The 18,252-nt window shown below is 50.7% G+C and carries 17 protein-coding genes; 7 read left to right on the top strand and 10 right to left on the bottom strand.

Annotated features, from left to right (window positions below):
* Positions 1-2: 2 nt before the first annotated feature.
* Positions 3-590, bottom strand: a complete 588-nt coding sequence (locus GJJ30_RS14030) for an NUMOD4 domain-containing protein (RefSeq protein WP_154175788.1) — start codon at positions 588-590, stop codon at positions 3-5.
* A 391-nt stretch (positions 591-981) separates the two neighbouring features.
* On the opposite strand from GJJ30_RS14030, the gene GJJ30_RS14025 reads away from it, so the two are divergent.
* Positions 982-1,344 carry a CoA-binding protein gene (locus GJJ30_RS14025; protein WP_154175787.1) on the top strand — a complete coding sequence of 121 codons (363 nt, stop codon included), beginning with the start codon at positions 982-984 and terminating at the stop codon, positions 1,342-1,344.
* Between the two features lie 138 nt (positions 1,345-1,482).
* Here GJJ30_RS14025 and GJJ30_RS14020 read toward each other — a convergent pair whose 3' ends face one another.
* The 3 genes from GJJ30_RS14020 to pssA form a co-directional block, all read right to left on the bottom strand.
* Positions 1,483-2,484, bottom strand: a complete 1,002-nt coding sequence (locus GJJ30_RS14020; RefSeq protein WP_154175786.1) for a 3-oxoacyl-ACP synthase III family protein — start codon at positions 2,482-2,484, stop codon at positions 1,483-1,485.
* Positions 2,485-2,487: 3 nt separating this feature from the next.
* Positions 2,488-2,745 carry a phosphoribosylformylglycinamidine synthase subunit PurS gene (gene purS / locus GJJ30_RS14015; RefSeq protein ID WP_154175785.1) on the bottom strand — a complete coding sequence of 86 codons (258 nt, stop codon included), beginning with the start codon at positions 2,743-2,745 and terminating at the stop codon, positions 2,488-2,490.
* Between the two features lie 71 nt (positions 2,746-2,816).
* Entirely contained in the window at positions 2,817-3,500 is a 684-nt protein-coding gene (gene pssA, locus GJJ30_RS14010) for a CDP-diacylglycerol--serine O-phosphatidyltransferase (RefSeq protein ID WP_310588284.1), read from the bottom strand.
* A 203-nt stretch (positions 3,501-3,703) separates the two neighbouring features.
* On the opposite strand from pssA, the gene dinB reads away from it, so the two are divergent.
* Complete coding sequence (dinB, locus tag GJJ30_RS14005) at positions 3,704-4,783, top strand: DNA polymerase IV (protein ID WP_310588249.1); 1,080 nt, start codon at positions 3,704-3,706, stop codon at positions 4,781-4,783.
* A 105-nt stretch (positions 4,784-4,888) separates the two neighbouring features.
* Complete coding sequence (locus GJJ30_RS14000; protein ID WP_154175783.1) at positions 4,889-5,344, top strand: DUF4920 domain-containing protein; 456 nt, start codon at positions 4,889-4,891, stop codon at positions 5,342-5,344.
* Positions 5,345-5,552: 208 nt separating this feature from the next.
* Here the strand turns inward: GJJ30_RS14000 and uxaC are convergent, their stop codons facing one another.
* The 4 genes from uxaC to GJJ30_RS13980 all read right to left on the bottom strand — a co-directional run bounded on the left by uxaC (position 5,553) and on the right by GJJ30_RS13980 (position 10,771).
* Complete coding sequence (uxaC, locus tag GJJ30_RS13995; protein ID WP_154175782.1) at positions 5,553-6,965, bottom strand: glucuronate isomerase; 1,413 nt, start codon at positions 6,963-6,965, stop codon at positions 5,553-5,555.
* 35 nt (positions 6,966-7,000) lie between these two features.
* Positions 7,001-7,639: a hypothetical protein gene (locus GJJ30_RS13990; RefSeq protein ID WP_154175781.1), complete on the bottom strand. Its 639-nt coding sequence runs from the start codon at positions 7,637-7,639 to the stop codon at positions 7,001-7,003.
* A 105-nt stretch (positions 7,640-7,744) separates the two neighbouring features.
* The gene (gene uxuA, locus GJJ30_RS13985; RefSeq protein ID WP_154175780.1) at positions 7,745-8,947 is read right to left on the bottom strand and encodes a mannonate dehydratase; all 1,203 of its coding nucleotides are present in this window, start codon (positions 8,945-8,947) and stop codon (positions 7,745-7,747) included.
* Between the two features lie 114 nt (positions 8,948-9,061).
* Positions 9,062-10,771, bottom strand: a complete 1,710-nt coding sequence (locus GJJ30_RS13980; RefSeq protein WP_154175779.1) for an acetate--CoA ligase — start codon at positions 10,769-10,771, stop codon at positions 9,062-9,064.
* 179 nt (positions 10,772-10,950) lie between these two features.
* Here GJJ30_RS13980 and GJJ30_RS13975 point away from each other — a divergent pair, with 179 nt between their 5' ends.
* The 4 genes from GJJ30_RS13975 (at position 10,951) to GJJ30_RS13960 (ending at position 16,062) form a co-directional block, all read left to right on the top strand.
* Positions 10,951-12,291, top strand: a complete 1,341-nt coding sequence (locus tag GJJ30_RS13975; protein ID WP_154175778.1) for an MFS transporter — start codon at positions 10,951-10,953, stop codon at positions 12,289-12,291.
* 158 nt (positions 12,292-12,449) lie between these two features.
* A complete protein-coding gene (locus GJJ30_RS13970) occupies positions 12,450-13,445 on the top strand; it encodes a sugar kinase (protein ID WP_154175777.1) in 996 nt (331 codons plus the stop codon).
* Positions 13,446-13,686: 241 nt separating this feature from the next.
* A complete protein-coding gene (locus GJJ30_RS13965; RefSeq protein ID WP_310588248.1) occupies positions 13,687-14,358 on the top strand; it encodes a bifunctional 4-hydroxy-2-oxoglutarate aldolase/2-dehydro-3-deoxy-phosphogluconate aldolase in 672 nt (223 codons plus the stop codon).
* Positions 14,359-14,517: 159 nt separating this feature from the next.
* On the top strand, positions 14,518-16,062 hold the full coding sequence (locus tag GJJ30_RS13960) for a tagaturonate reductase (protein WP_154175776.1): 1,545 nt from the start codon (positions 14,518-14,520) through the stop codon (positions 16,060-16,062).
* On the opposite strand, the gene GJJ30_RS13955 is transcribed toward GJJ30_RS13960, so the two are convergent.
* Positions 16,034-16,792: a LytR/AlgR family response regulator transcription factor gene (locus tag GJJ30_RS13955; protein WP_154175775.1), complete on the bottom strand. Its 759-nt coding sequence runs from the start codon at positions 16,790-16,792 to the stop codon at positions 16,034-16,036. The two genes, GJJ30_RS13960 and GJJ30_RS13955, sit on opposite strands and share 29 nt — an antisense overlap.
* Positions 16,789-17,859, bottom strand: a complete 1,071-nt coding sequence (locus tag GJJ30_RS13950) for a sensor histidine kinase (RefSeq protein ID WP_154175774.1) — start codon at positions 17,857-17,859, stop codon at positions 16,789-16,791. The genes GJJ30_RS13955 and GJJ30_RS13950 overlap by 4 nt, the downstream gene beginning before the upstream one ends.
* Between the last annotated feature and the right edge of the window lie 393 nt (positions 17,860-18,252).

The following is an 18,252-nucleotide window of genomic DNA, read 5'->3' as shown; positions in this document are numbered from 1 at the left end:
CTTTATTGTTTTTCATTCGGCACGTCATCGTCAATTGTTACGTGCTTCCAGTTTTCACCCGAACGAATCCGATTGAGCTGCGTATGGGTTATGCCAAATTGTTTCGCAATCATTTTCAGGCGGTTTTTCTCATTTTTCAGCAACTTCTTGATCATCTTGACCTTCGACTCGGTCAATTTGTAGTTCCGGGTTCGGCGGGGAATTTCCCGATTCAGAATGTTGGGACTGGAGCGATTATGCTCAATCATTTCCTCTTTCGTTACCCACTTCAGGTTCTGAAAATGATTGTTTTTCTTATCGTGATCGATATGAATGACGTAGGTCTGATCCGGATTGTCGCGGGTCAGAAAATGTTCGGCAATCAACTTATGAAAATAACGATTGATTGTTTTACCACCAGTCCGAATGTTGAGCGAACGATAGCCCTGAATGATCGAACCATTAATCAGCGTACCATCCTTCGTATCATTTTGAAAACTCTTCAGGCGACCATAGTTTGATACTTCGTAGCGGGGCGGGTTCTCAACACCATCAAAGTTGATCGGGACCCATTTTTCATTCCAGTAGTTACTGGTCCTCTTGTCAGTCATGCTTAGGCTAAGTAGCTAGTCTAGTGGTGGCAGGTTGTTTAATATCTAATTAACAAAATAATTTATTAAGTGTTTATTAAATTTCACTTAAAATATTATAAATACCTCAAAATCAACATATTACAAAAAACACACAACCATTTTCCTTTTGTACTTTGTTCAAGAAAATCAAGTATTTGTTAAACGATTACTTAATTTAGTGAAGGTCCAAATCAAATAAAAGGTGTGGAGAAAGAGTCAGGAATTGGACTCCGGCGCAATACATACGAAATTAAACCCACTTTAGTTTTAAGCAGACTCATTATTATGTGTTGAGGTCGAAGATAAGCTGGATTTTCTCTAGAAACTAAACTGGTTGTCAGATAGTTTTAAAAGAAAGTAGATTAAAAAAATGAAAACAAAAACTCTGGTGGTGGGGGCTTCGGAAAATCCGGAGCGCTATGCCAATAAAGCAGCCAATCGACTGGTGCAACAGGGACACGAAGTCGAGTTATTGGGCTTACGATCAGGAACGATTCGAAACAATCCCATTCGGACCGGTCGGCCCGAATTAACTGATATTGATACCGTTACGCTTTACGTCTCACCCAAAAATCAGACGGGCCTGTACGATTATATCAAAGAGTTGAAGCCCCGGCGGGTTATTTTCAACCCCGGCACGGAAAATCCGGATTTTGAGAAAGACCTGGAACAACAGGGAATCGAGCCAGTTGAAGCCTGTACGCTTGTCATGCTGGCCATCGGGCAGTATTGATGACAATAGACGGATGACCATTGACCATCGACAACTGACGATTGAAAATGGTCGATGGGAGCTGTCAAGGGCAGAATTGATGACAATAGACGACTGACCATTGAAAATGGTCGATGGTCAATTGTCAATGGTCAACTTTCACCACTTTATCAAAGCGGACGCCCAGGTAAAACCGCTGCCGAAAGCGGCTAAACAAATCAGATCGCCGGACTGGATACGGCCCTGCTCCCAGGCTTCGGTGAGGGCAATGGGAATGGACGCTGCGGTGGTGTTACCAAACCGCTCAATATTGTTGATCACTTTCTCCGGCGGCAATTTCAACTGCTGCCGAACGTAATCCGAAATGCGAATATTGGCCTGATGCGGCACCAGCAACGAGATATCGTCGGCATTGTAGCCGTTGGCTTTCAGTGCTTCGTTGATCACCTCCGCAAAGCGCACGGTTGCGTGTTTAAAAACCGCATTACCGTTCATGACAACATCAAAACCGCCCTCGTCGACCATTTCTTTCGTAGCCGAGCGCGACGGTCGACTGCTCCCCGGATCTTTCACATACAAATCTTCTGCGTAGCGACCGTCGGCGTGCAGGTGCGTGGTCAAAATGCGGTGTTCGGAATCTTTGGTGGCCTGCAAAACAGCCGCCCCCGCGCCATCGCCGAAAATAACGGCAACACCCCGGCCAGCCGTACTTTTGTTGATCCAGGTTGACTGAATTTCCGAACCCACTACCAGAACGGTTTTGTACATACCAGTTTTGATGAATTGGTCGGCGATCGACAAGGCGTAGACAAAACCCGAACACTGGTTGCGAATGTCGATGACCCCGATTCCTTCCAGTCCGAGTTCGCGCTGCATCAGAAAACCGGAACCGGGAAAAAAGTAATCCGGCGTAATGGTTGCAAAGACAATCAGCTCAATATCATCCGTTTGCAAACCGGCGCGATCAATCGCCATGCGGGAAGCCGCCGTCGCCATGCTGGCGTTGGTGTCTTTTCCGTAGGTAAAATACCGCCGTTGCTGAATACCGGTGCGTTCCCGAATCCATTCGTCCGACGTGTCCATGTACTGGATCAGATCCTGATTCGTAACGACGTTTTCGGGGACGTAAAATCCCAGACCGGTGATTTTGGAATAGGCCATTCCTTAGGCAGTAATTTCGGCGATCGAGAACGTATATTCTTCCATAATCAGGTTCGCCAGCAGTTGGCGGCAGGCGGTATCGACGGTCGCTTTCGCCGTTTCTTCCGATTCCGCTTCGACCTCCAGCCGGATGTGTTTACCAATCCGGACGTCGCCCACCGAATCGATGTGGAGGTTGTGTAATCCTAATTTTACGGCTTTTCCCTGCGGATCAAGGATTTCCTTTTGGGGCATTATGTCAATTTCAGCGATGTATTTCATGATTGGAGGTCCGGATAGAAGACCGAAAGCAGACAGGAAATTCCGGAGAACTTCGTTGCCTCTTTCTTCCCTCACTCCTTCTTTTTAGCAAAAAATGAGATCAAAATGTACAATACGATAATGAGCGGTACGGCTGCGAATTGCAAAAATAACAACAGAAACGCCGATAGTATCAGAAAAATGAATTTTATGCGGTTTTCGCGCCAGCCGAATGATTTGAATTTGAACGCCAGTAATGGCAATTCGGCTACCAGCATGAACGAAAAACCGATCAGAAAAAACAGCGTAATGGGGTTGTGCCACAGAAAAGAAAACTGCGGCTGGTAGTGACTCATGAGCGGAAATGCCGCAATAAAAATCGTATTGGCCGGAACCGGGAGACCAATAAACTGGTCAGACTGACGGGTGTCGATGTTGAAATTAGCCAGTCGCAGGGCCGATAAAACCGCAATCAGATACGCCAGATACGACCAGTTGCCAAGTCCCTGAGACCAAAGCTCCTGAAAAATCAGCGTAGCGGGCAGAACCCCGAACGTCACAACATCGGCCAGCGAGTCCAGCTCTTTCCCAAACGGGCCGGAAACGTGCACCAGCCGGGCCACAAAACCGTCGCCAAAATCGAGGATTCCGGCCAGAACAATCAGCCAGGCTGCCGTTTCGGGCTCACCGCGTAAAGTCATGACCAACCCGACGCACCCGCACAGCAGGTTGCCGCAGGTCATGGCATTGGGCAGATGACGAAGTAGCTTATTGATTGATTTGAAAAACTAAGTGAAACACGGCGGAACTCCATTTCCTAAAAACCGCAAACAACGGTGTAAATCTACACGAGAGTGTGGTCAACTCAAATTTTGGGCGAAAGAAAAAGAATTGATTCGCCGGTTAATCGCTTGTCCGTGCCGTTATCGATCAAAAAAAGCGTAAATTGGTCTTCAATTCCAGCAGCAAGAAACGTTCAGTGGACCAGCCAGCGAGCCGAAAAATCATCCACATCGACATGGATGCGTTTTATGCCTCTGTTGAACAACGGGATAATTCCGCGTTGCGCAACAAACCGATCGCTGTAGGAGGGTCGAGCCAGCGGGGCGTAGTGGCTGCGGCCAGTTACGAGGCCCGCAAATTTGGAGTTCGCTCGGCAATGGCGTCCACGGTTGCCATCCGCAAATGCCCCGATCTGATTTTTGTCAAACCCCGTTTCGACGTCTATAAATACGTTTCCAACGAGATACGGACCATTTTTGCCGAATACACCCCACTAATCGAACCGCTGTCTCTGGATGAAGCGTATCTGGATGTTACTGATAATCTGAAAAATATTGCATCAGCGACGCAGATTGCCGAAGAAATCCGCGCCAAAATTCACGAGAAAACCCAACTGACGGCTTCCGCGGGCGTTTCTTACAATAAATTCCTGGCCAAACTGGCCTCCGATTTCCGGAAACCGAACGGCTTGTACGTCATCAAACCCTCGCAGGGGCTGGCCTTCGTGGAAACCCTGACCGTCGGGCAATTTCACGGCATTGGTCGGGTGACAGCCGCCAAACTAAATCAGCTCGGCATTTTTACCGGTTTAGATCTGCGGCAACAATCGGAGGCATTTCTGAAAAAGCATTTTGGCAAAGTCGGAAGCTATTACTACACCATCGCCCGGGCCATCGACGAGCGTCCGGTTATGCCCGACCGGCTGCGGAAATCGATTGGTTCGGAAAACACCTTCGACCACGACCTGTCTACCGAGGCAGAGTTACTGGCCGGTTTGCAACCGGAACTCGATTCAGTCTGGCGGTTGTGCGAACGCATGCAGGTGGTGGGCCGCACGGTCACGCTGAAAGTAAAATTCGCCGATTTTGAGCAGATTACACGCAGCCGGACCACGTTTGGCCCTATTTCCCAGAAGTCATTTCTGGACCGAATCGGCACCGACTTGCTGACTGCCCTCTTTCCTGTCCCCAAAGGCGTCCGGTTATTGGGCGTTTCGCTGTCCAATCTGGAAGCCTCCGATGAATCATCCGGTCAGCAGTTAGTACTTCCTTTCTAACCACTATTCAAAACCGTCGGACCTTCTACCTATTGTAGGCTATCTTTCCATCGCCTTTTTTGTTATTTTTGTCCTGCATCACTTCAAAACCGCAGCAGACAGACTATGAAAATGTTAGCGATCCTGACCTTTGCCCTCGGAATTTCCCTCAGCGCCGTCGCGCAGGATAATGTGAGCTACCACGGCAAGAAAATTACGGCCGACAACGCCACGCCATCTTCGGCACTGGCGGCTAAAATGGGCGATAAAAAAGAATTAGCGACCAAAGTCGAAGGCACCGTCGAGTCGGTTTGCCAGGTGAAAGGCTGCTGGATGCGGGTTAAAACCGCCGATAACCAAACCATGCTGGTGCGGTTCCGCGACTACGGTTTCTTTGTCCCGAAAGACATTGCCGGCAAAAATGTCGTTTTTGAAGGAACCGCCGAAACCAAAACAACTTCTGTAGCTGAACTTCGTCATTATGCCGAAGATGCCGGAAAAAGCAAGGAAGAAATCGCCAAAATCACGGAACCCGAAAAAGCCCTTACGTTTACGGCTGACGGAGTAATTGTCAAAAAATAAAAAGCTGACAATCAGGCAAAAACCGCCGTCAGTTTTGATAAATACTGTATCCTGAAAGCCGCAGATCGTGCGGCTTTTTTGTTTTTACGGTACTCGTTGAAGCACTTTAAAATCAAAAATGAAAAATGATGAATATTGAATGATAAAGTAATGAGGCAGAGCCACTTTTACATTCGACATTCATCATTTTTCATTTAAAATTTCTTCCTTAAAACCCAAAGTATCCTTCGGCGTTGTTGTAACAGATGTTCTGCACAAGTTTGCCGATCCACTCGATGTCGTTGGGTAATTCGCCATTTTCGACGTCGTTCCCGAAGATATTGCAGAGAATCCGGCGGAAGTATTCGTGACGCGGATACGACAGGAAGCTGCGCGAATCGGTCAGCATCCCAACAAACCGGCTCAGTAAGCCCATGTTCGACAGGGCGTTGATCTGCCGCTCCATGCCGTCTTTCTGATCCAGAAACCACCAGCCCGAGCCAAACTGAATCTTGCCCGGCGTCGATCCATCGTTGAAATTACCAATCATGGTCGCCATGATTTCGTTGTCGCTCGGATTCAGGTTGTACAGGATGGTTTTGGCCAACTGATCCCGGTCGTCCAGACCGCCCAAGAACCGCGCCAGCGGACCTGCCTGCCGGAAATCGCCGATGCTGTCCCAGCCCGTATCGGGGCCGAGGGTTCGCAGGGCCCGTTTGTTGTTATTCCGTAGCGCGCCGAGGTGAAACTGCTGCGTCCAGCCTTTTTCCCAATCCCATTCCGCAAACCGGTCGAGCATATACGACTTGAATTGCAGTCGCTCGGTTTCGCTCAAAACCGCATTGGAAAGCAGTTTTTCAAACGTCGAACGAACTTCTGATTCGGTATACGGTTCGGCGTAAATGAGTTCCAGGCCGTGATCCGACAACCGGCAACCGGCCTGGGCAAAGTAATCGTGCCGCTGTTTCAGGCATTCGATGAAAACGTCAAGCGACCGAATGTCCTGGTTACAAACCTCGCCGACCCGTTTCACATACGACTGAAAAACCGGTACGTCGTCGATTGCCATCGCCTTGTCGGGGCGGAACGTTGGCAGCACTTTGATTTCAAAACCGTCTTCGGCAATTTTCCGGTGATGCTCCAGCGAATCCGTCGGATCGTCGGTGGTGCAAACTGTCCTGACGTTGAAATGACGCAGCAAAGCGCGGGTCGACATGCCGGGCAGTTGCTCGGTGCAGGTATCGTAAATCTGCCGGGCCGACGTGGCATTCAGCACCGTTTCGACGCCAAAGGGGTTTTTCAACTCCATGTGCGTCCAGTGGTAAAGTGGGTTACGCATTGTATACGGCACGGTTTCGGCCCACTTCTGAAATTTCTCGTAATCCGACGCGTCGCCGGTGCAGTATTTTTCCGATACACCGTTGGTCCGCATCGCCCGCCATTTGTAGTGATCGCCGTAGAGCCAGATCTGCGTCAGGTTCTCAAACGTTTTATCGGCAGCAATCTGATCGGGCGGCAGGTGACAGTGGTAGTCGATGATTGGCATCGACTTGGCGTAATCGTGGTAAAGCCGCCGGGCGGTATCGGTTTGGAGAAGAAAATCTTCGTCTAAAAAGGATTTAATCGGTTGATCAACCAGCATGATCGTAATGGAGTTCGTTCAGGAAGTAAAGCCGGTTACGCCGACTTTTTACCCGTCAACAACGCATCGAGTACAAACGAACAGCCCGGAAGCACGTCGATGGGCTGGTCCCAGTTCTTCAAAAGCCAGTCTTTCTGGGGTTCCGCAATCCATATTTTTCTTGATTCGGTAAAAATCCAGATCACTTTTTCGACGCCAAAATTGAGCAATTGGGTGGTTTTTTCCTGGTAATAATTAAAATCAGAATGAAAGCGGCTGAAGTCAGCTTTGGTGTCTACTTCAATCGCAATCTTCGGCGGAACCCAGGCATATTTGGACAGATCCTGACCTTCCAGCTGCGAATTCGAAAAAACGGCAATATCGCAGGCTCTCCAGTCATTCTTTTTAAACTGAACACCTAATTCATTGGTGACCACCGTAAACTCTTCCTCATTCAACCCATTGATTAACCGGGCGACCAATTTGGCGATCAATATTCCTCGTAACAAACGCGAACTCATTACGCTTTCTGCCGATTTAATACCGCTCAAGACATCCTTGTAGCCGGCGTAATAAACCGGTTTGCCGTCCCACATCTCATAGACGAGCGATTCGAGCAAACGAGCCCTCGCGATCCGGGCCTCGCGCTGCGCCGGATTGCGTTTTGTATTCTGTTTTTCCTGAACTTCCGCCATACGTCAGTTTATGGTTAAAGGTTTTAAAGTTTAAGGTTAAAACCAGGACCAGACTTTAAACCTTAAACTTTAAACCATAAACGATTTTACAGCAATATACAAAAATCAAAGACTCGACCGCTCAATTCCCAGCATCAATCCGCGCAGCTCGGCCAGCCCGCGCAAACGTCCGATGGCCGTGTAACCCGGGTTCGTTCGTTTACCGGAATTCAGATCATCGAGCATTTTGTGGCCGTGATCGGGACGGAAAGGCATCCGGAAATTCTCGATTCCCTCCTCTTCCCGGCGACGCTGTTCGCCCAGCAATGCGCTGACGACGGCAAACATATCCACATCGCCGTCGAGGTGATTGGCTTCGTAGAAATTACCTTCCTCATCGCGTTTGGTTGCCCGCAAATGAATGAAATGAATGCGGGAACCCAGCCGATCGACCATGCCCGCCAGATCGTTGTCGGGCCGAACGCCGTACGAACCGGTGCAGAAACACAGCCCGTTTGCCGGAATATCAATGGCATCCAGCACCAGCCTGGCATCGGCTTCCGTACTGACCACGCGCGGCAGGCCCAGAATCGGAAACGGCGGATCATCGGGGTGAATCGACAACCGAACGCCCGCATCCTGCGCCACGGGGGCGATTTCCTGCAGAAACGCGTACAGATTTTCGCGTAACTCCTTATCGCCGATGTGCTTATACGTATCCAGTGTCGCCTGAAACTGCTCGACGGTATAGCTTTCTTCCGAGCCCGGCAAACCCGCGATGATGTTCCGCTGTAAACGTAGGGCAGCGGTTTCGTCCATCGCTTCAAACCGGCTGCGGGCATTCTGAATCTGTTCTGGCGAATAATGCGCTTCGGCGCCGGGACGTTTCAGAATGAACAATTCAAAAGCCGCAAACTCCGTGGCATCAAACCGCAAAGCCGTCGAGCCATCAGGCATCAGGTAATCCAGATCGGTGCGGGTCCAGTCCAGCACCGGCATGAAATTGTAACAAACCGTATCGATGCCGCAGCGACCCAGGTTCACAATCGACTCCTTGTAATTCTCGATGTATTGCTGAAAACCGTCGGAGCGGGTTTTAATGGCGTCATGTACCGGAATACTTTCCACTACCGACCACGTCAACCGGTGTTCGCCCGGAGCGGCTTCAATGAGCGATTTTCGGGCGTTGATTTCATCGACGGACCAGACCTGTCCGTTCGGAATATGGTGTAACGCGGTTACAATTCCCGTTGCGCCGGCTTGCTTGATATCGGCGAGACTAACGGGATCGGCGGGACCGAACCAGCGCCAGGTTTGTTCTAATGCCATTTTTCAGTTCGTAATTTTGACGGAAAAGTACCCAAACCGGTTGGCTCTACTCATTTCCAGATGCAGGTTCTGCCAGCTAATTTTACAGCAGAAGCGGTTTTTCCGGATTTTAAGTTACGATTTCTTCGTATAACTAAATTCGTTCCCAATCACCAGCCCATCCAGTTTATTGCGTGCCTCCTGCGCGCGCAGTTCAACCCGACGGATTTTGCCGCTGATCGTTTTCGGCAATTCGTTGACAAATTCGATGATGCGGGGCATTTTAAACGGTGAAAGATGCGCCCGACTGAATACAAAAAGCTCTTCGGCCAGAGCAGCCGAAGGTTCAGAGTCCGGCGTCAGCACCACAAAAGCTTTAATTTCGAATCCTTTCACCGGATGCGGACTTCCCACAACGGCCGATTCCACCACTGCCTCGTGTTCCAACAGGGCGCTTTCCACCTCAAACGGACCAATGCGATAATCCGACGATTTGATCACGTCATCGTCCCGGCCGACGAACCAGATGTAACCATCCTGGTCTTGGTACGCCTTGTCACCCGTAAAGTACAGCCCTTCCCGAAAAACCGCTTTCATTTTTTCCGGCTCATTGAAATATCCGGCAAAAATCCCGTTTGGCGTTCCGGTATCCATTTTCACGCAGATCGTCCCTTCCTCGTAAAGCGACTGTTCGTTTCCTTCATCGTCGGCGATAACCACCTCATACAAAAAGAGCGGTTTTCCCATGCTGCCGGGCTTGATCACCGCGTTCGGCAAGTTGGCGATGAGGCAGGAACTTTCGGTCTGGCCGAAACCGTCGCGAATCGTTATGCCGGTTCCTTTTCGCCAGACCTCAATGATTTCGGGATTTAAAGGCTCGCCAGCCGCCACGCATTCCCGCAGGCTCAGCCGGAATGGCGTCAGGTCTTCCTGAATCAGCATTCGCAGAACGGTTGGCGGACAGCAAAAGGTCGTAACCTTATGTTTTTCAAGCTGCTGCAATTGCAATCGGGCATCAAACCGCCCGGGCTGGCTGTACGAAAAAATTGTCGCACCCATATTCCAGGGGGCAAAAAAACTGCTCCAGGCAAACTTGGCCCAGCCCGGTTGCGCAATGTTGTAATGAATGTCATTCGGCTTCAAACCAATCCACGAAGCGGTCGTCAGGTGCCCGATTGGGTACGTGAAATGCGTGTGATTCACCACTTTCGGCATTCCGGTGGTCCCGGAGGTGAAGAATAGAAACAGGGGGTCATCGGCCCGGGTCGGTGCGGCTTCGGCGGTTTTTGGGTAGTTCTGCACTTCATCATAAGCGATCCAGCCGTCGCGTTGGCCGTCGGTCAGAATCTTCAGGCCGATGTGAATAGTGGCCAGTTTTTCGGCCGCGTCGATTTTCTCCGCGTTGTCCGGGTCGGCCAAAACCACTTTCGGTCGCAGCTTGCCAAACCGGTAGACGAGGTCGTTCACTCCCAGCACGGTGGCCAGCGGAATCAGTTTAAAACCGCCTTTGATCACCGCCAGAATGGACGTCCAGATAGCCGGAAGACTGGCGAGCTGCGCCATGATGACGTCGCCCTGCTGCACTTCGCTGGCCCGCAGCAGGTTCAGCAACTGGTTACATTCTTCACTCAGTTCGCTATACGTATGGGTTTCCGAACGGTCGCCATTGGTCCAGATCAGGGCCGGTTTGTCCGGAAACCGGGCGACGTTCAGGTCTTCAAAAACGTCGGTGACCCAATTGAAATACGCCGGTTTTTCAAGTTCAAGATCCGGAAGAAGATCGAATTTTTCGTTAAAAATAAGGCTTCTAACGCGTTCGACGTACGCTGTTATGTCTTGACCCATAGCTATATATGATTTTCAAACATACGTAAGCCGGTGACCGGAAAGAATTACTCACGTTCAGGTGGAATGATTGGGAACCGGGCCGAAAAATTAACTTTACCCGGGTAAAATAGCATCCTGTTGTAATTTTACTATACTTCGCAGAATTTTGTCTTTTTAAAGATTGCAAACCTCGTTTCATGAAGCCCGACCCATCCGGAAACTATCGCTGGCGCATTGTGCTGCTTTTGTTTTTCGCGACCACCATCAATTACATCGACCGGCAAGTGCTTTCGTTCACGATGATCGACGAAACCTTTCGGCGGGAGATGATGGGAAAACCGGTCGGCGAAGCCCTGACCGAGAGCGATCTGGATCAGTTCAAGGTGCTGTACAGCTACGTCGATACGGTTTTCAAAATTGCCTACGCCCTTGGTTTTCTGCTGATTGGCTGGCTCATCGACCGGGTTGGCACGAAGCGTGGTTTTTCCCTTTCCATCATTATCTGGAGCATTGCGGGCGTTCTAAACGCGTTCATTAGCTCGCTGCAGGGCCTCAACCTGGTCCGGTTCATGCTGGGTATTGGCGAAGCCGGTAATTTTCCGTCGGCTATTAAATCCGTCGCCGAGTGGTTTCCCAAAAAGGAACGCTCGTTTGCTACGGGCCTGTTCAACGCCGGAACCAACGTCGGCATCATTGCCACGGCAGCTCTGATTCCGTGGCTTACGCTCCAGTTTGGCTGGCGGCTTTCGTTTGTGGCCACGGGCTTGCTGGGTTTTCTGGTGCTGCTGGCCTGGCTCCGGATCTACCGCCGACCCGAAGAACATCCGCGCGTCAGCAAAGCCGAACTTGCCTACATTTTACAGGATCACGAAGAGGAAATTCCGGAAGAAAAACTATCCTGGTGGCGTTTGCTGGGCTTTCGGCAAACCTGGGCCTTCATCGTCGGGAAGTTTATGTGCGACCCCATCTGGTGGTTTTACCTCAGTTGGCTCCCCGATTTTTTCAACAGCAGTGAATCCCTCGACCAGCGACTGGACCTGAAAAACGTCGGACTTCCCTTTCTGGTCATTTACATCGTTTCCGACGGCGGCAGCGTGCTGTTCGGCTGGCTGTCGTCCAAGTTTATCCACATGGGCTGGTCGGCAAACCGGGCGCGAAAAACCACGATGCTGATCTGTGCGGTTTGCGTCGTTCCAATATTTTTTGCCGCCCAAACCAGTAGTATTTACGTAGCTATTGCCTTGATTTCATTAGCGACGGCGGCCCACCAGGGCTGGTCGGCCAACATTTATACGTTTGCTTCCGACCTGTTCCCCAAAAGTGCCGTGGCTTCCGTGACCGGTATCGGCGGCATGTTTGGCGCAATGGGCGGTATTTTGCTGGCGGCCGTAGCGGGAAATATCCGGGTCAACCTGGGTTATTTGCCCTTGTTTATCATCGCGAGTTCGACGTACCTGATTGCGCTGGTGATTATTCACCTGCTGTCGCCCACGATGCAACCGGTGACTAAAAAGGAGTTGGAAAGCATCGGCGTTTAGATTAAATGGATAGATGGTTAAAAATGGTTGGATGGTTAGAAGGATTCAATGATTTAACCATCACAACCAGCTAACCATTTTAACCATAAACAGCCATCCAACCATTTTTAACCATCTTTCCATTTTTAACCAGTAAACCGTATTAACCATTTAGTTAATTGAAAAAAATTGTCACTTTCGGCGAGGTCATGATGCGACTGGCTCCGCCCGGTTTTGCAAAATTTAATCAGGCGCATTCGCTGAATGTCGTCTATGGCGGAACGGAAGCCAATGTGGCCGTTTCACTGGCTTATTTCGGGTGTAAAACAACGCACGTAACCCGGTTTCCCGACCACGCGCTGGGCCGGGCGGCAGCCGCTACCCTGCGCTACCACGGCGTCGATACGGACCACATCACCTTTGGCAGCGGAAGGCTCGGTTTGTATTTTCTGGAAACCGGAGCCGTCAGCCGTGCCAGCCAGATTATTTACGACCGCTACGATTCGGCCTTTTCGCTGATTCAGCCCGGCGATTTCGACTGGGAAGCCATCCTGACCGGCGCCGACTGGTTTCACTGGTCGGGCATTACGCCAGCCTTGTCGCAACAGGCTGCCGATTGTTTACAGGAAGCCATTCAGACCGCCAATCGCCTGGGAGTGACGGTTTCGGGCGATATTTATTTTCGGAGTAATCTCTGGAAATACGGTAAAAAACCGCAGGATATTCTGCCCGCTCTCACCGCAGGCTGCGACCTGGTGCTGGGCAATCAGGAAAACTTTGAGGAACTCTACGGCGTCAAAGCCGACTCGTTCGAAGACGCCTGCCGGGGCATGCAGGCGCTGTTTCCACGAAACCGGTATTTCACCGACACCGAACGGCAATCCATCAGCGCATCGCACAACCGGCTGGTTGCCAAGCTGTTCGACGGAGCAAAAACGTATTCGTCGGATGTATACGACATTACGCACATCGTTGACCGGATTGGTGGAGGAGATGCTTACCTCGCCGGATTGATTTACGGGTTATCCGTCAAAAACGATCCGCAATACGCCGTTGAATTCGGGGCAGCCGCAACGGCCCTGAAGCATACCGTTGAAGGTGATGCGAACTTAGTTACCGTTCCGGAAGTTGAAGCCGTAGTCGGTGGCGACAAGTCCGGCCGATTGAGAAGATAGTTTTTAACCAATTAACAATGAATAATGAACCGGTTTAAACTTTTCATAATTGAATCAAAATGACTGCATTTTGTCATCCCGGGGAACGAGGGATCTTCGAATGAATACTACTCGATCCTATCACCCGAAGATCCCTCGTTCCCCGGGATGACAAAGTGGAAAGTTTAAACAGTCTCAATGAATGGGGTAACCTGTTGAAATTCATTGTTCATTATTCATTGTTCATCATCTCCAAAAAACCGTGTCTCGTTTTTCAAGATTAGATGTTTACCAGACCATTCGGCGGGTGCCGGTGGTACCGGTTTTTTACCACGCCGACGCCGAGGTGTGCCGTGAGGTGCTGGGAGCCTGTTACCGGGCCGGTATCCGGGCGTTTGAATTCACCAACCGGGGCGATTTTGCCCATGAACTGTTCTCGGAATTAGCCAAAATTACCGCCCGCGATTACCCGGATCTGGTGCTGGGAGCCGGAACGCTTGTCGAAGCCGCAACTGCCGCACTGTATATTCAGTCGGGAGCGAACTTCATCGTGGGGCCATCGTTTCACGAATCCATCGCCCGCATCTGTAACCGTCGGAAAGTAGCCTACATGCCCGGCTGCGCAACACTCACCGAGATTTCGGCGGCCGAGGAATTTGGGGTTGAAGTAGTGAAAGCCTTTCCGGGCGACACGCTAGGACCCGGTTTTGTCAAGGCTGTCAAAGGCCCGATGCCCTGGACGAGTATCATGGTCACTGGAGGGGTCGAACCCACGCAGGCCAGCCTGAGCACCTGGTTCGGGGCGGGGGTTACCGCCGTCGGCATCGGTTCCCAGTTGTTCCCGAAAGATGTCCTGAAAAACCGCCAATACGATCAGATCGAAACCAAAGCCCGGGAAGTGATCGCCATCATTGACTCGCTGCGCTCGCAATGATGGATGATGGACGATGAAAAGTGGAAGCAAAATTCATCGTCCATTATCCATCATTCATAATTCCAGTTCAGGTTGCGCCCAATGCGTTTAAACTTTACTTTTACACATTACAAAACGAGTTGATTTCCGTCGAGACAACCGAGAAAGCTATCCAGTATCATGACATCACTGAATCGTTCGAACCATCCGGCAACCATCCACCCCGAACGCGTACTGCAATTTGGCACGGGCGTTTTGCTGCGTGGTTTACCCGATTATCTCATCAATAAAGCCAACCAGCAGGGTATTTTCAACGGTAGTATTGTCGTCGTTAAATCGACCGGCGGGACAACGGATGAGTTTGCGGAACAGGATGGTTTGTATACGGTAGTCACGCGCGGTTTTCAAAAGGGTCAGACAGTCGATAAACACACGGTGGTTTCGGCCATCAGCCGCGTGCTTTCGGCGAAGGAAGACTGGAAAGCGATTCTCGATATTGCCAAAAAACCGTCGTTGCAGGTCATCATTTCCAACACGACCGAAGTCGGGATTCAGTACGTCGCGGAGAGTATTTTTCAGAATCCGCCCCAGTCCTACCCGGGCAAGTTAACGGCGTTTCTCTACGAACGATTCAAGAGCTTCGGTGGGGGCCGCAGCAAAGGGCTGGTGGTTATCCCGACGGAATTGATTTCGGACAACGGGCTGAAACTGCGCGACATCGTTGAAAAACTGGCCAAACATAACGAGTTGGGCAAGCTGTTTATGAAGTGGCTGAAATACCACGTCCGTTTCTGTAACTCGCTGGTCGATCGCATTGTACCGGGAAAACCGGATGCCGAAACCCATCAGCAGACGCAGCAGGAACTGGGTTACGAAGACAAGCTGCTGATTATGGCAGAACCGTACCGGCTCTGGGCCATCGAGGGCGACGACCGGGTCAAAAGCGTCCTGACGTTTGCCAAAGCCGATCCGAATGTGATCATCGACGAGGATATCAATTTTTACCGGGAGCGCAAACTCCGCGTCCTGAACGGCGGCCATACCATCAGCGTTCCGCTGGCTTACCTGCTCGGTCTGGAAACCGTCAACGAGATGATGAACCACCCGCTGATGAGTCGTTTTGTGGAGGAAGTGATTACCCATGAAATTGTGCCGACCTTGCCCGAATGGATGATTCCGGAAGAGAATCCGGACGCGGTTCGGGAATTTGCCGCCGACGTGCTCGACCGGTTTCGCAATCCGTATATCGAACATTTGCTGCTGAGCATTACGCTGCACGAAACCTCGAAAATGCGCGCCCGGAACCTGCCGACCATTCAGCGGTTTGTGGAACAGCAGCAGCAGATTCCGCAGCGCATGGCGCTCGGTTTTGCGGCTTACCTCCGGTTTATGAAAGCCGTCCGGTTTGAAAAAGGCGTTTACCTGGGCGAAGCCACCACTCCGACCGGTGGCATCATTACCTACCCCATCCGCGACGATTACGCCGAATATTTCTACAACATGTGGCTGAAAGTCGATGTCCACGATGCGGCTTCGGTGCGGAATTTTGTGCAGACACTCTGTGCCGATTCGGCGCTGTGGGAAACGGATCTGGAATCGTTGACCGGTTTTGCCGATGCCGTAGCCGATCACCTCAACAACCTGCTGACGCTGGGTGTGGAAGCTACGATTGAACGGCAACTGGTTACGGCCGAATCTACGACCAGCGGCTCAGGAATTGATTGAACGCATCCTTGTGCTGATCGCTGACGGGGATGGTGGCGGCTCCGATCTGGATGGTATTGCGGGTTACGGCTTCGATTTTGTCCAAAGCGACGATAAACGACCGGTGTACCCGCATAAACCGCCGGGACGGCAGCTTGTCTTCCAGCGCTTTTAAGCTGGTCAGCGACAGAATGGGCTTGGGTGCGGTATCGGGACGCTCCTTCCGCAAATGCACTTTTACGTAGTCCTTCAGGCCTTCGATGTAGAGAATATCGTTGAACGCAATGCGTACCAACTGGTATTCCACTTTCAGAAACAAATATTCTTCCTCCGGTTCGGGAGCGGAAGGTAACACGACTGTGGGCCGGTGAATCAGCTCAAAATAGGCCCGCGCCTTGTTGGCAGCCCGCAGAAATTCTTCGTAATTGAACGGTTTGAGCAGGTAATCCAGCGCATCGACCTTGTAGCCTTCTAGCGCAAAGTGGTTAAAAGCCGTCGTGAAAATAATTCGGGGAGCATGGCCGCTTGTCTGGTTGCGTTCCAGCACGCGGGCCAGTTCCATTCCCGTCAGATCGGGCATCTGAATATCCAGAAACAACAGATCGACCGGGTGATCGTGAAGCCCCTGTAACGCTTCTACAGCACTGCTGTAACGCCCCGTCAGCGTCAGAAATGGAGTTTTGTCGATGAAGGCACACACCAGCCCGAGGGCCAGCGGTTCGTCGTCAACCGCAATGCAGTTTAATGTCATGAGAGTTGCAGGTTCAGATGAACCAGGTACTCGTTGGCGGGGGCATCTTCCTTCACGGAAAGTTGGTAGCGTTCGGGATAAAGCAGATCGAGCCGCCGACGCGTATTGGTCAGGCCGATACCGCTGCCCACTTCGAGTGACTGATTTTTTTCGGGAAATATCGTATTTCTCACTTCCATTTCCAACTGTGAACCTTCCTGGTGAATGCTAATCACGATCCGGCTGGGCAGCATCGCACTGACGCCGTGTTTAAAAGCATTCTCGACAAACGGCAGCAACAACATCGGCGCTACCGGCACATCCCGCAGCGGTTTGGGCTGTTCGAGCGTCACAGTCACCTTGTCCGTCAGCCGGAGTTGCATGAGCTGGATGTAGTCCTGCACAAAGTCAATTTCCTTGCTCAGCATGGTCGTGTTGTTACCGGTTTCGTACAGAACGTACCGCATCATCCGCGACAGCCGGTGCAGCGCTTCCCGCGACGCTTCGCCGTCGATGAGCGTCAGGGCGTAAATATTATTGAGGGTATTAAAGAAAAAATGCGGATTGATCTGGGCTTTCAGGAACGACAGTTCGGAGCTAACCCGGGCCTGTTCCAGGTCGAGCCGCAGCCGGGCGTCTTCCTGCCACTTCTGAACGGAGGCAATGCTGGTACCGATTCCCAGCATCAGAAACGTCGTCACCAGAACCGACTGGCTCCAGCCCCAGATATTCCGGGGTTTGCGAATACCGCCCTCCGGGTGAAACGCGCGGAACATCTTTTCGGGCAGATCAAACCAGGTATCGATGTTAAAAAGCAGAATCAACACCATCGCGGCTGTTCCAACCAGCGAGGCTATGTAAAGACCGGTTTGGTCGCGGAAGAGTAACCGGGGCGCCAGAACGAGGGTATTGAAATAATAGGCCCCAACCAGCAAGGCGAAATAAATCCCCTGCTTTACCCAGAAAAGCCTGGGCAAGGTAACATCCCAGTTCAGCGGTTGATAAACCAGGAGGGCAAAACCGAGTAATCCCCAGGCCAATACGTGAATCAAAACCGGAACATTACGGCGTAACGTGAGAAAATTCATGGGATGATAGGATTTCAGGCGATACTCACAAGATGAATAATTTCTTCCAGAATGACAAAACAACCTGGCATCAAATGAAACCAGGTTGTCCAACTACCATCTCTATTAAATAATATCTATATTCAGACAAAAGAAGAAAGAGAATAGATAAGCGATTAACCGGTTAAAAATTAATAAGATAATCTATCATCTTTTTTCTTTTGTCTAACTGTCTCCTATATACAGGTTCGACTAAAGTATTGTATGAATTGCCGTCGAACTATGATTGTCGTCAATCGATTTACAATCATACGGTACAAATTTCAAAACCGCATTTGAGAATCGACAAATTGCCCTCTTGTCCCGACCAATAGCCAATTTTCACCTATTAGTACCTTTCAATTTGTATTTTAA

It is taken from the genome of Larkinella terrae (assembly GCF_009668025.1).
Taxonomy (GTDB): Bacteria; Bacteroidota; Bacteroidia; order Cytophagales; family Spirosomataceae; genus Larkinella; species Larkinella terrae.
The sequence above is the reverse complement of the archived record's forward strand: the minus strand, read 5'-3'. Positions and strand labels throughout refer to the sequence as shown.